A 12,150-nucleotide genomic window follows, 5' to 3' on the forward strand; every position below is an offset into this window, starting at 1 on the left:
ACGGAACGGTTCGCGCTTGATCCACTCCATGTGCGCACCATTTGAACGACTAATACCCCTCGCCTGTGGATAACTTTTCACACGCCCTGCCGCGGACGGGCATTCTGCCGACACACGCCGCAGCGGCGGGAAGCAAGACGATCAAGACGGGGGACGGATATATGCATCCGTTGGTCAAGCCTGCATTGCGACGGGCGTGGCGGGAGCGGCAGTCCGTGCAGTTCGGGGTCACACCCGCACATGCCGTGACGCTCGGTCCGGTGGACACCGCGACCGGCGCGTTTCTGGAACTGCTCGACGGGACACGGGGGCTGCCGCTGCTGCGGGAGGAGGCACGGGCGATGGGCCTGCCCGACGGGCAGGCGGACGCCCTGCTGGTCCGGCTGGCCGCCGCCGGCCTGCTCGACGACACCATGGCCGGGGGCCGGCGCGGGGCGGCAGGGCGGCGTCTGGAGGAGGGCGCGCTGGAGCGGCTGCGGCCCGATCTGGCGTCGCTCACCGTGGTCCACCCCGAGCCGGGCGCGGGGATACGGCGGCTGACCGCCCGCCGGGCCATGCGCGTTCAGGTGCGGGGTGCGGGCAGGGTCGGCGCCACGGTGGCGTCGGTGCTGTCGGCCGCCGGGGTGGGGCGGGTCGAGGTGCTGGACGGCGGCTGCGCCGAGCCGTCGGACGTCGCACCCGGAGGGCTGCCCGAGGAGGCGGTGGGCCAGCGCCGGGACGTCTCGGCGCGTCGGCTCGTGGGGCGCTGCGCGCCCGGCCGTCGTCCCCGCACCGCAGGCCCTGGCGCTTCGGGGGATTGTCCGGGCGCCGCCGCGGGCGAACCGGGCCTCGGACTGATCGTCGTCGCGCCCCGCGACGGACTGGCGGCCTACGTCCCGGAGCCCGCCACGGCGGAGCCGTGGGTGGCCGCCGGCACGCCGCATCTGTACGCGGGGGTGGTGGAGGCCACGGGCGTGGTGGGCCCGCTGGTGCTGCCGGGCGGGACCGCCTGCGCCGGGTGTCTGGAACTCGGCAGGGGGCAGGGCGACCCAGGACGACCGAGGCTGCTGGCGCAGTGGCGTTCGGGACGCCGCAGGGTTGCGCAGTCCTGCGATGTGGCGCTGGCCACGGCGGTCGCGGGCCTGGCCGCCGCTCATGCCCTGGCATTTCTTGACGGGGAGTCACCGGCCAGCATCGGCACGCGGTGGGAGACATCGTTGCCGCTGCTGCAATGGCGAGCCGAGCGGATCGCTCCTCGACTCGACTGCGGCTGCAGTGCCGGAGGCGACAGTGAGGGAGCACACCTCGGGCGGGAGGCCGCAGCACGACACAATGTCCGGGTAACCGCCGTCAACGGAGCAACCCCGTAGGGCATATGCGGCACGGGCTGTCTGGGATTTGGAGGGGCGCATGTCTGATCTTCCCCGGAAGGCGGTCACCCGGACCGCCAAGCTGGCCGCGCTGCCCCTGGGTTTCGCCGGGCGGGCGACCTGGGGGCTGGGCAGGCGGATCGGAGGCAAGTCGGCGGAGATCGTCGCACGTGAGCTGCAACAGCGCACGGCCGAGCAGCTGTTCAAGGTCCTCGGCGAACTGAAGGGGGGCGCGATGAAGTTCGGCCAGGCCATGTCGGTGTTCGAGTCGGCCCTCCCGGAGGAGCTGGCGGGCCCTTACCGTGCCGCGCTGACGAAGCTTCAGGACGCCGCGCCCCCGATGCCGACACGCACCGTGCACACGGTGCTCGAGGAGCGGCTCGGCGAACGGTGGCGGGAGCTGTTCCTCAGTTTCGAGGACAAGCCCGCGGCAGCCGCGTCCATAGGCCAGGTCCACCGCGCCGTCTGGCACGACGGGCGGGAGGTCGCGGTGAAGGTGCAGTATCCCGGAGCGGGTGAGGCCCTGCTGTCAGATCTGAGCCAGCTCGGCCGCTTCGCCCGGCTGCTGGGACCGCTGATCCCGGGCATGGACATCAAGCCGCTGATCGCCGAGCTCCGTGACCGGGTGACCGAGGAACTCGACTATGAACTGGAGGCACAGGCTCAGCGGGAGCATGCCGCGACCTTCGCCGACGATCCGGACGTCCTGGTCCCCGATGTGGTGCACCAGTCCGACCAGGTGCTGGTCACGGAGTGGATCGACGGCATACCGCTGGCCGAGGTGATCGCCGACGGAGCCCCGGACCAGCGGGACCGTGCGGGCCAGCTCCTCGCCCGCTTCCTCTTCTCGGGCCCGGCCCGCACGCGCCTGCTGCACGCGGACCCCCACCCCGGGAACTTCCGCCTTCTGCCCCCGGAGGACGGCGGCGAGGGATGGCGGCTGGGAGTGCTCGACTTCGGCACCGTCGACCGGCTGCCCGGGGGCCTGCCCCAGACGATCGGCGACTGCCTGCGCATGACCCTGGAGGGCAAGGCGGAGGAGGTCTATGCCCTGCTGTGCGAGGAGGGTTTCGTCAAGGAGTCCATCGACCTCGACCCGGATGCGGTTCTGGACTATCTGCTGCCGATCATCGAGCCCGCGCAGGTGGAGGAGTTCACCTTCACCCGCGCCTGGATGCGCTCCCAGGCAGCCCGGATAGCCGATGTCCGCTCCCCCGCGCATCAGCTCGGCAAGCAGCTCAATCTGCCCCCGTCGTACCTGCTGATACACCGGGTGACCCTGAGCACGATCGGGGTGCTCTGCCAGCTGAACGCGACGGTCCGCCTCAGGGACGAACTGGAGTCCTGGGTCCCGGGATTCCTCCCGTCCGCGGCGGCCGGGGCCCCTGCCGCTCCGGCGGCCGAGGCCCAGGCCTGACAGCGTGGCGGCGGGGCTCCGGCGGCTCACCACCATGCAGAGTCGAGACGTCCTTCGATGGATCTGATGTTGGCGCGGGCGCAGTCGTCGCAGAAATAGCGGCGGACGCCGTTCTCCACGGAACAGGTCCAGGTCAAAGGCGCGGCAGCGGCGCGCTTGCCGCAGCGGGAGCAGATGACGGGCTCGGAGTCGGGTCTTGCGGCCTCTGGTCTTGCGGAGTCGGGGGGCTGGTGCTGGTCCACCACGTGACGATAACTCTGCGGACGACCGGGTGCAGGGACAACGCACCGCGGGGGCCGGTCCGTTCGACCGGCCCCCGCTAGGGTTCCTCAGACGTACAGCCGCCGGCGGTCAGTTCATGATCGCCAGGGCCAGCGCACGGCGGGCGCGCATGGAGACACGCTCGGCGCGGCGCTGCATCCGGCGCGCGGCGGCCAGGCGTACGGCCAGGCGGTCGCGGTCGGCCTCCCGCAGGCGGTCGTGCATATGCGCACGGGCCAGGGCTTCTGGGATGAGTTGCATTTCGCGGGTCCTGTTCTGGCGCGAGGTGTTCGCACCGATGGTGTTGAAGTTCTGGGTCGCGGAGCGCGCGGGCTCGCTGGTGGAAGAGGTCATGAGGGCCTGCTTCTGGGGGTTGTGCGTGAGGGGGCGATCGATCGTTCCGGTGGCGTTCATGCCGTGACCGGGTTCTTGCGCGGGCGGCCACGCGGCCGCTTGCGGGCGACGACCACACCCTGGACGAAGAGCTCTCCGCCCCAGACGCCCCACGGCTCACGCCGCTCCTTGGCGCCTGCGAGGCAGGCCTCCATCAGCGGGCAGGTGCGGCAGAGGGACTTGGCGTACTCGACGTCTGCCGGAGACTCGGCGAAGAAGACCTCCGGGTCGTAGGAGCGGCAGGGCACGGACTCGCCGAGGTTCTCGATGGCGTCGTCGAGAGCGGTGAGCGTGGTGAGCGGGGACAAGGTGGAGTCCTCCGTGGGGACGGGCGGGGGGACGGTCTTGGCGGTCGGTACGGACGGGGCGTGCGCTTCGAGTTGCACGGTGGTGTCGTTCCTCGTCTGGTCGGCCCGGCCGGTCGGCCGGGGGGAGGCTGGTACCGGGTGTTTCTTGTCCCGAGGCCCCTTCAACTCCGCTCTCCCCGTTCGGGGAAAACAGAAGGGCCGCGGATCCCGGGTGGGGTTCCGCGGCCCTGAAGGCGCCGGCCTGAGTCTCAGTCAGGCTGGATCACTCCAGGGTTCGAGCCCACGGAAGGCCCACTTCGTGTGGTGCTGCGTCTGGTCCATCTCGGCACTGGCCGCCGCAAAGGCATAGGCCCGGGCCTGCGCCGCTGCTGCTCCTGCTTCCAGTGCCTTGGTCGGTCGCTCATTGCGCTCCCGGACGGGGAGGCCGCCCAGGCCGGACACGGGAGGCACGGCGCAGCCGCCGGACATACGGGTGCCGGAGAACGAGAAGGAGAGGCCGAGCAAGCACGCGGAGACGACCGAGCGATCGGTCATTTTGGCGGTGCTGACGGTGCTGGTCTTGATGCTGATCACTTCAATCGCCTCCTCTCGGCGTCTCGGGGACCGGCCGGGGCCGGTCGCGCGTATTCGGATAAGTACAACACGGAGGCAGCGCTTCAGAGAAGTCGCTGTTTCCGTGGTTAAGAACCTATGGGGACGGCTGGGGCGTGCGCAAACTATTTTTTCGACGAGTTTGCATCAGCCCTCCCCGTCGCCTCCCCCAACGTCCTGGCCTGCGCAGATGGCAAGCACATCGGCGCCGAAGCGTTCCAGCTTGCGGCCGCCGACTCCGGAGATGGCGGCGAGCTCCCCCTCGCTGCCCGGAGTGGCCTCGGCGATCGCCATCAGCGTCTTGTCGGTGAAGACGCAGTAGGCGGGCTGGCCCAGCTCCCTGGCCTGGTCCGAGCGCCACTCGCGAAGCCGCTCGTACAGCGCCTCGTCCATGTCGGAGGGGCAGTCCTCGCAGCGCATCAGCTTCATCTCACCCGCGTCGGTGAGCGTCTTGCCGCAGACGCGGCACAGCACCGGGCCCCGGCGCCTGCGACGGCCGCCGCTGCCGCGCTCGACGCCTCCCGCGCCCCCGGCGCTCCGTGCGCCGAAGGCCGTGGAGCCGGGCCGCAGCCCGTTCATGAACCGGGTGGGGCGACGGCTCGCGCGTCCGCCCGGCGAGCGGGACAGCGCCCAGGACAGGGACAGATGCAGCCGGGCGCGGGTGACGCCGACGTACATCAGCCGCCGCTCCTCCTCCACCTGTTCGTCCGTCTTGGCGTAGGTGATCGGCATCATGCCCTCGGTGAGGCCGACAAGGAACACCGCGTCCCACTCCAGGCCCTTCGCAGAGTGGAGTGAGGCGAGGGTGACGCCCTGGACCGTGGGCGCGTGCTGGGCGGCGGCACGCTCGTCCAGCTCGGCCACCAGATCCGCGAGTGACGCCTCCGGCCTGGCCCGGGCGAAGTCCTCGGCGAGGCGGACGAGCGCGGCCAGCGATTCCCAGCGGTCGCGCACGGCCCCGGAACCCGCGGGCGGCTCGGCGGTCCAGCCCTTGGCAGAGAGCACCGCACGGACCTGGGCGGGCAGGTCCTCCGCATCGTCGAGCAAGGAGTCGTTGCTCCCTGCACGGGCGGCCCCCCGCAGGGCGACGCCGGCCTCGCGCACCTCCTGCCGTTCGAAGAAGCGCTCGGCCCCGCGCAGCTGGTAGGGCACGCCCGCGTCGGCGAGGGCCTGCTCATAGACCTCCGACTGCGCGTTGACCCGGTACAGCACGGCGATCTCTCCGGCCGGGACGCCCGCCTCGATCAGCTCGCGGATGCGGCGGGCGGTGCCCTCGGCCTCGGCGGGCTCGTCCGCGTACTCGCTGTAGACGGGCTCCGGGCCGGGGTCGCGCTGGGAGATCAGCTCCAGACGGTGCTCTGCGGCGCGGCCGCGGGCCTGGTCGAGCAGCCCGTTGGCGAGATGGACCACCTGAGGTGTGGAGCGGTAGTCACGGACCAGTTTGACGACCGTGGCGTCGGGATGACGGGTGCGGAAGTTCAGCAGATGGTCGGGGGTGGCCCCGGTGAAGGAGTAGATCGTCTGGCTGGCGTCGCCGACGACGCAGAGGCTGTCGCGATCGCCGAGCCACAGCTCGAGCAGTCGCTGCTGGAGGGGGCTGACGTCCTGGTACTCGTCCACCACGAAGTGCTGGTACTGGCGGCGGACCTGGTCGGCGATGTCGTGCCGGTCCTGGAGGACGCCCACGGTGAGCAGCAGCACATCCTCGAAGTCGATCACCGAGCGGTCGCGCTTCAGCTGTTCGTAGGCGCCGTAGAGCTGGCTGATTTCCGCCGTGTCGCGCGGGGCGTCGCGGTGGGACTTGGCGACTGCGGCGGGATAGTCGGCGGGCACGGTCTGGGTGACCTTCGCCCATTCGATCTCGCCGGTGACGTCCCGCAGCTCGTTGCGGTCCAGCCGGACTCGGCAGCGGGCGGCGGACTCGGCGACAAGCTGGATCTTGCGCTCCAGCAGCCGGGGCAGCTCGCCTCCGACCGCTTTCGGCCAGAAGTACTGGAGCTGGCGCAGTGCGGCCGAGTGGAAGGTGCGGGCCTGGACGCCCCCCGCGCCGAGCAGCCGCAGCCGGCCCCGCATCTCGCCCGCGGCCCGATTGGTGAAGGTGACGGCGAGGACGCTGGCGGGCGGGAGTATCCCGGCGCGCACCCCGTAGGCGATGCGGTGGGTGATGGCGCGCGTCTTGCCCGTGCCGGCGCCTGCCAGCACGCACACCGGGCCGTGCAGCGCCGTCGCGACCTCGCGCTGCTCGGGGTCGAGCCCCTCGAGCACCGCGTCGGCCGACTCGGGGACCTGCGGGAAATGGGAGAGGTGCGTTGCTGCTGTCACCCCGCCATGCTGCCAGGTCCGCATCGGGCGGGTGGGACGGTCGTCCACAGCCGTGGGGACGCAGTCGTACGAATACGGGAATGGCGGCCGGGTCCCGTACGTTCTACGCGGGGAAACGAGCCCCCGGAATACCCCCGTGGGGTGTTGGCCGAGCCGGGTCCTACGTCCCGGACCGTGACGAGAGCGAGAGACGATGCTGGGGACCGTGACGATGTACAGCACCACGTGGTGCGGCTACTGCCGCCGGCTGAAGAGCCAGATGGACCGCGAGGGCATCGCGTACACCGAGATCAACATCGAGCAGGACCCGGCGTCGGCGGCCTTCGTCGAGAAGGCCAACGGAGGCAATCAGACCGTGCCGACGGTTCTGGTAGTTCCCCCCAACGGCGGCGACGACATCGTGATGACGAATCCGAGCCTTGCCCAGGTGAAGCAGGCGCTCGCGGTCTGAGCCGCGCCCTACATAGAGGACGCCCCCGCTACGGCGGGGGCTCTCTCGTGTCCGGGCGCAACCGCCAGCCGGTACGCCCCCTCGCTGGCCGTCAGGCATAAGTCTCACAAGGACAGGGCGCGCGACGGCACGGCGATCTGGCTGCACGCGGCGGGAGCGAGACGCCCTGACCACCTGTTTATGCAACAACGCGCATAGTCGCGTGCATGCATAGACACGATGTGTCACCCCCTCTACCGTCGTGGTCGGTCGGCCCCAACAGGGCCAGAGCGAGGGGGTTTGGCATGTCTGAACGTGCGGCGCTCACCCGTCTCACCGGCACGGGCACTGGGGAATGCGGAGAGAAGGACTGCCCGAATGTCTACCGTGACGAGAGGGACGGCGGAATCGTCGTTCAGGGCGATCAGTGCGCCGCGTTCCAGCCTCCGGCCGGTGAGGCGCTGGTGAAGATTCCCGAGGACGTTCTGAGGGAGGCCGTCCGTGCTCTTGGATGGTGACGCGTGGAATGACTGCTTCGACTCCATGGAGCGCGAGGCGTGGCGACTGGAGACGCTGCCCGTCTACACCATGCCCCAGGAAGCGGAGAAGTTGAAGCGCTTTCTCGCCGGGGAAAAGTCGCCGGACGATTACACCTCGGGCTGGATGGGCGAGGTTCGGCAGTGGGCCTCGGAAGGCAAGAGCGTCGGCAGGGTGCACATCGTGACCCGCCCGCTCTCGGACTACGTTCGGTTCGAGTTCGAGTATTACTACCGGCACCATGTAAAGGTGGGTGAGGATATCCGCATCCTCGATCTCACCGGCCGGGAGAACCCAGGTCTGCCGGATCAGGATTTCTGGATGTTCGACGAGTCCAAGGTGGTCCTGATGAACTATCGGCCGGACGGAACGCAGATCAATCGGGAACTGTACGAGGGTGATCCTGAGCCGTATCGGCAGTGGAAGCGGATCGCCATTGCTGAATCCGTCCCGTTCCTGGAGTACGTGAGCGGGTGACGATCGATCCTGAACAGTTGGGGCAGCCGAAACGGGAACTGGCGGCCCTGCTGAAAGAACTGCGCAAGCGAGCCGGCCTCACTGGGGACCGGCTCGCTCGGCGTTGCAACATGTCCCAATCGAAGATCAGTCGGATCGAGAATGGGAAAGTCCAGCCGAGCCTGCTCGACCTGGAGAGAATCCTTCGAGCTGTTATCGCTCCGCCCGAGGTCATCGAGGATGTCATTGCCCTCGCGAGGCTGGCCAATACCGAGTGGCAAGACCTGCGCTCGCTGCGCCGGAGGGGCCTGGAGAAGAAGCAGACCGAACTTGCCGCGCTGGAATCCTCGTCTACGGAGTTCCGTTTCTTTCTGTTGTCGATGATTACCGGGCTCCTGTCCACGCCTGAGTACATTCGAGCCAGCCTTGCCCACTCTCCAGCCGATGTCACAAAGACGATCGTGAGGAAGCTGGAGCGGCAGGAGGTTCTTTACGACACGACGAAGCGGTTCACTTTCATTCTCACTGAGCAGGCTGTGCGGTGGCCGCTCCTGCCACCGGCTGCGATGGCGTTGCAGATTGACCGGCTGGCTTCGCTGACCCACATGGCGAATGTAAAGCTCGGCGTCATCCCGATAGCGGGATACAAGCCGATGGCTCCGATGGACACGTTTACCGTCTATGACAACACCCTGGCCACCGTTGAGAACACCACCGGTGTCGTGATCCTGAGAGATCCCAGAGACATCGAAATGCATCTCGATTTGTTCTCCACACTGGAGGGCTATGCGCTTTTCGATGAGGAAGCCAGAGCCCTATTGGTGTCATGGTCAGCTGCCTGCCGTTCATGATGTTTAATCCATGACGGGAAAGAACTACACAGCCGCCGCTTTCCAGGTCAATCATTTCCCCCATGACAGCGACCGAGCGAAACGAGAAGTGGGTCCGCGACGGTCTTGGCCCGTTGCTGGAGTACCGGCGGACGTTCGGCACTGACGGTGGTCTGTGCTCATGACCGGGCGCATGACTCTCCGGGTGTCATACGACGGCGGCCGGACGTACGGCCCGGTCCGCATGGTGACGGTGAACCCGCGCAACGCAGTGATCTTGGGTTCGCCGACCAAGTACCCGCCGTGCGGGTGCCCTCGGTGCACGGGCGCCTGTCGCCACCGAGGTCGGCGTCCGCAGCGCTCGCCGCTGTCCCTTTGCTTCCTGCCGGAATCCCGGTGGGAGTCCCCGAAGAGAGAGGTAAGTCCGATGGTGGAGGAGAACACCACTTCGGTCGCCCCCGAGGGGGGTGGCCTGCTCGTCGCGAAGCGGAAGATCGTAGCCGCGCGCACCCGCGCCGAGCAGGAGTCGGACGTCAGCAGTGGCCGTTCCGACGGCAACGACTGACGGGAGCGCCCACGTTGCTTGATGCAGCCTCGTGGGCGGGGCGTCTGGGCGGGGACACGTTCCTCTCCCAGACGTACCACCGCTCATACGCCCACTTCCCCGGGGCCGCCGACATGGCGGGCTTGTTCTCCTGGGACGACCTGAACCGGATCACCGCTACGCAGCGGCTGGAACCGTCCCGGCTACGCCTGTCGGTCGACGGCGAGATGGTTCCACTGCACCGCTACGCGATCCCGACCACGAACCGCCGTGCGGTCACCTGGTCCCGTATCCAGCCGTCCGACTTCCACGCCCAGCTCAGGGGCGGGGCGTCGCTGGTCCTCGATGCGGTGGAGAAGATCCACCCCACGGTGGGCGTGGCCGCTGAGGGGCTTGAGCGCTTCCTCGGGACTTCAGTGCAGGCCAACGTGTACGCGTCGTGGACCGAGCGGGAGGGATTCGGCCTCCACTGGGACGACCATGACGTTGTCGTGGTCTAGTTGCACGGCTCGAAGCGGTGGCCCTTGTACGGGATGACCCGTGAGGCCCCCACGTTCCGGGACGTGGAGTCGCCGGAGGAGCCGGAGGGCCAGCCGGTGGCGGACCTCGTTCTGTCCCCGGGTGATGTGCTCTATCTGCCGCGCGGCTGGTGGCACTCGGTCACCGCTGACCAGGGGACTGAACGGCCCGGGAACTCACGAAGGTGATGGATGAACTCGCCTCTGAATGAGGAAGTACAGGCCTTGATGGAGGCCGCCCACGACCGGGTGGCCAAGGCTCTGGGGTTGACGTGCACGGGTCCGCTGGCGTGGGGCTTCCTCGGTGTCACCCTCGGACGCCGGGCCGGAGACCGATGGCTACGGGTCAGCCGGACGGCGAAGCGCAATGTGGGCAGGAAGCAGGGGGAGGGCATCGTCGGGGCCTCCCTGCTCGTGCCCGACGCTGTCCCGCGCCCGCGCCTGTACGAGGTGCACGATTGGACTGACGGCGAGTGGGCCTTCGAGGCAGAAGTCCTCGACCACGTCACGCAACCCATCGTGTCCCCGGACCGAGCCGACATCGACCACGACCCTGGGTTGCCTGACGAGTGGTGGGCGGACCTTCGCCGATCCCTTGCCGTGCTCACTGAAGCGGAGGGGGTGAAGGTCACCGTGCGCGACGGCTGGATCGAACGGGCCTTCCCCCAGTTCCTCGGCGTCCCGGCCCCCGCCAAGGTGGAGCGGGTGACCGGACACGGTGACCTCCACTGGGGCAATCTCACCGCCACGCCCCTGTGCCTGTTGGACTGGGAGCGGTGGGGCTTGGTGCCCTTCGGCTATGACGCCGGGCTCCTCCATGCCAACAGCCTGCTCGTGCCCGACGTAGCCGCCCGCATCCGCAAGGAGTTTGCGCCGATCCTCGACACCCCCGCCGGCCGAATCGGGGAACTCGCGGCCCTGGCCGAGATGCTGCAAGCCGTAGCCCGTGGCTGGTACCCCGACCTTGCACCCCGCCTGGTTGCCCGCGCGGAAGCCCTCACCGGAGTGCGCCCGCCCGTCCCGGTGCACTCCGAGGTGAGTGCCTGACTGCGCCCCTGTCTCAGGCCTCTCACCGATGTGCCGGCACGAGGTAGCCCCGGAGATGCGCCTTGACCCAAGGCCCGTCTTCGAGGACGGTTCGACGCTGACCAACCCCTCGCTGGCCCAGGTCAAGCAGAAGATCGGCGTCTGAGCGGCGCCGATCCCGGGTCAGAGGCCGTCAGGGGTCAGGTGAGCTCTCCCGGCTTGGGGAGCGGCTTGCCGTACCAGAGCTCGAGCAGGCGGGCCGCGATCGAGATGCCGTAGGGGGGCAGGACCTCCCCGGACTCGAACGCGGCCCGCAGCTCTTCCCGCGAGAACCAGCGCGCCTCGTGGATCTCCTCGCCGTCGACGTCGATCTCGGCGGAGGTGGCGCGGGCCATGAAGCCGAGCATCAGGCTGGAGGGGAAGGGCCAGGGCTGGCTGGCGATGTACTCGACGTCCCCGACCGTGACGCCCGCCTCCTCGAACACCTCTCGGCGCACTGACTGCTCGATGGACTCCCCGGGCTCGACGAAACCGGCCAGGGTGGAGAAGCGGCCCTCGGGCCAGTGGACCTGCCGCCCCAGGAGCGCGCGGTCCTCGTCGTCGGTGACGAGCATGATGACGGCCGGGTCGGTGCGGGGGTAGTGCTCGGCGCCGCAGGCCGGGCAGCGTCGGATGTGCCCGGCCGCGGCGATGACGGTGCGTTCGCCGCAGCGGGAGCAGAAGCGGTGCATCCGCTGCCAGTTCTCCAGGGCGACGGCGTGGACGAGGAGTCCGGCGTCGCGCGGGGAGAGCAGCAGCCCGGCCTCACGCAGGCCCGCGGGGCGCGCGGACTGGTCCATACGGCCCGGAAGGGCGTCCTTCTGGAGGGCGAAGTAGCGCACCCCGTCGGCGTCGGTGCCCAGGAAGTAGCGGTGGGTCTCGGTGACGGGGGCCTCGAACGAGGGGGTCATGACCAGTTCGGTGCGGCCGTCGGGGGTGTCGTCGATCAGCGCCTGTCCGCCGGAGACCACGAAGACCCGGGTCGTGGGGTGGCTCCACGCCGCCGCCAGCCAGGCCTCGTCGAGGCGGTGGTGCGCCTCGCGGTCGATGCCGCTGGGGGCGGTGAGGCTGATCGGGGCGGCGAGGTCCGCCGCGCGGCTCGCGGTGGCGTAGCTGTCGGTGCTCACGG

At 69.2% G+C, this 12,150-nt stretch carries 13 protein-coding genes and 3 pseudogenes; 10 read left to right on the plus strand and 6 right to left on the minus strand.

From position 1 onward, the window contains the following. The first annotated feature begins 161 nt into the window (after nt 1-161). A pseudogene (locus QCN29_RS27480) lies at nt 162-1,323 on the plus strand (ThiF family adenylyltransferase). Between the two features lie 66 nt (nt 1,324-1,389). Continuing rightward, nucleotides 1,390-2,766, plus strand: coding sequence for an ABC1 kinase family protein (locus QCN29_RS27485; RefSeq protein ID WP_279931510.1), 1,377 nt, complete (start codon nt 1,390-1,392; stop codon nt 2,764-2,766). Nucleotides 2,767-2,792: 26 nt separating this feature from the next. Here the strand turns inward: QCN29_RS27485 and QCN29_RS27490 are convergent, their stop codons facing one another. The 5 genes from QCN29_RS27490 to QCN29_RS27510 all read right to left on the minus strand — a co-directional run bounded on the left by QCN29_RS27490 (nt 2,793) and on the right by QCN29_RS27510 (nt 6,584). After that, nucleotides 2,793-3,008, minus strand: coding sequence for a hypothetical protein (locus tag QCN29_RS27490; RefSeq protein WP_279931567.1), 216 nt, complete (start codon nt 3,006-3,008; stop codon nt 2,793-2,795). A gap of 109 nt (nt 3,009-3,117) precedes the next feature. Further along, the gene (locus QCN29_RS27495; RefSeq protein ID WP_240134839.1) at nt 3,118-3,441 is read right to left on the minus strand and encodes a hypothetical protein; all 324 of its coding nucleotides are present in this window, start codon (nt 3,439-3,441) and stop codon (nt 3,118-3,120) included. Next, nucleotides 3,438-3,806: a WhiB family transcriptional regulator gene (locus QCN29_RS27500; protein ID WP_279931513.1), complete on the minus strand. Its 369-nt coding sequence runs from the start codon at nt 3,804-3,806 to the stop codon at nt 3,438-3,440. The genes QCN29_RS27495 and QCN29_RS27500 overlap by 4 nt, the downstream gene beginning before the upstream one ends. A 174-nt stretch (nt 3,807-3,980) precedes the next feature. Further along, nucleotides 3,981-4,301 (minus strand): hypothetical protein, encoded by a 321-nt coding sequence (locus QCN29_RS27505; RefSeq protein ID WP_240134836.1) that lies wholly within the window; start codon nt 4,299-4,301, stop codon nt 3,981-3,983. 165 nt (nt 4,302-4,466) lie between these two features. Further along, nucleotides 4,467-6,584 (minus strand): ATP-dependent DNA helicase UvrD2, encoded by a 2,118-nt coding sequence (locus QCN29_RS27510; protein ID WP_279931565.1) that lies wholly within the window; start codon nt 6,582-6,584, stop codon nt 4,467-4,469. 250 nt (nt 6,585-6,834) lie between these two features. Here QCN29_RS27510 and QCN29_RS27515 point away from each other — a divergent pair, with 250 nt between their 5' ends. The 8 genes and pseudogenes from QCN29_RS27515 to QCN29_RS37200 all read left to right on the plus strand — a co-directional run. Beyond that, a complete protein-coding gene (locus tag QCN29_RS27515) occupies nt 6,835-7,092 on the plus strand; it encodes a mycoredoxin (RefSeq protein WP_240134833.1) in 258 nt (85 codons plus the stop codon). Nucleotides 7,093-7,376: 284 nt separating this feature from the next. Next, nucleotides 7,377-7,589 (plus strand): hypothetical protein, encoded by a 213-nt coding sequence (locus QCN29_RS27520; RefSeq protein WP_279931515.1) that lies wholly within the window; start codon nt 7,377-7,379, stop codon nt 7,587-7,589. Beyond that, nucleotides 7,573-8,085 carry a DUF6879 family protein gene (locus QCN29_RS27525; RefSeq protein WP_279931517.1) on the plus strand — a complete coding sequence of 171 codons (513 nt, stop codon included), beginning with the start codon at nt 7,573-7,575 and terminating at the stop codon, nt 8,083-8,085. The genes QCN29_RS27520 and QCN29_RS27525 overlap by 17 nt, the downstream gene beginning before the upstream one ends. Next, the gene (locus QCN29_RS27530) at nt 8,082-8,915 is read left to right on the plus strand and encodes a helix-turn-helix domain-containing protein (RefSeq protein ID WP_279931518.1); all 834 of its coding nucleotides are present in this window, start codon (nt 8,082-8,084) and stop codon (nt 8,913-8,915) included. The genes QCN29_RS27525 and QCN29_RS27530 overlap by 4 nt, the downstream gene beginning before the upstream one ends. A gap of 406 nt (nt 8,916-9,321) precedes the next feature. Beyond that, entirely contained in the window at nt 9,322-9,459 is a 138-nt protein-coding gene (locus QCN29_RS27535; protein WP_169748831.1) for a hypothetical protein, read from the plus strand. Between the two features lie 14 nt (nt 9,460-9,473). Continuing rightward, a pseudogene (locus QCN29_RS27540) lies at nt 9,474-10,121 on the plus strand (JmjC domain-containing protein); the annotation flags it as partial. A gap of 27 nt (nt 10,122-10,148) precedes the next feature. Then, on the plus strand, nt 10,149-11,003 hold the full coding sequence (locus tag QCN29_RS27545) for a hypothetical protein (RefSeq protein ID WP_279931521.1): 855 nt from the start codon (nt 10,149-10,151) through the stop codon (nt 11,001-11,003). A 67-nt stretch (nt 11,004-11,070) separates the two neighbouring features. Continuing rightward, nucleotides 11,071-11,148, plus strand: a pseudogene (locus tag QCN29_RS37200) (NrdH-redoxin); the annotation flags it as partial. Between the two features lie 34 nt (nt 11,149-11,182). On the opposite strand, the gene nudC reads toward QCN29_RS37200, so the two are convergent. Next, nucleotides 11,183-12,148 (minus strand): NAD(+) diphosphatase, encoded by a 966-nt coding sequence (gene nudC, locus QCN29_RS27550; protein WP_279931523.1) that lies wholly within the window; start codon nt 12,146-12,148, stop codon nt 11,183-11,185. Nucleotides 12,149-12,150: the final 2 nt, after the last annotated feature.

It is taken from the genome of Streptomyces chengmaiensis (assembly GCF_029846775.1).
GTDB lineage: Bacteria > Actinomycetota > Actinomycetes > Streptomycetales > Streptomycetaceae > Streptomyces > Streptomyces chengmaiensis.

What these genes read in the sequence shown, in the direction of transcription:
- QCN29_RS27485 (WP_279931510.1), top strand. Translation starts at nt 1,390, where the DNA reads ATGTCTGATCTTCCCCGGAAGGCGGTCACCCGGACCGCCAAGCTGGCC.
- QCN29_RS27495 (WP_240134839.1), bottom strand. Translation starts at nt 3,441, where the DNA reads ATGAACGCCACCGGAACGATCGATCGCCCCCTCACGCACAACCCCCAG.
- QCN29_RS27515 (WP_240134833.1), top strand. Translation starts at nt 6,835, where the DNA reads ATGCTGGGGACCGTGACGATGTACAGCACCACGTGGTGCGGCTACTGC.
- QCN29_RS27520 (WP_279931515.1), top strand. Translation starts at nt 7,377, where the DNA reads ATGTCTGAACGTGCGGCGCTCACCCGTCTCACCGGCACGGGCACTGGG.
- QCN29_RS27535 (WP_169748831.1), top strand. Translation starts at nt 9,322, where the DNA reads ATGGTGGAGGAGAACACCACTTCGGTCGCCCCCGAGGGGGGTGGCCTG.
- QCN29_RS27545 (WP_279931521.1), top strand. Translation starts at nt 10,149, where the DNA reads ATGAACTCGCCTCTGAATGAGGAAGTACAGGCCTTGATGGAGGCCGCC.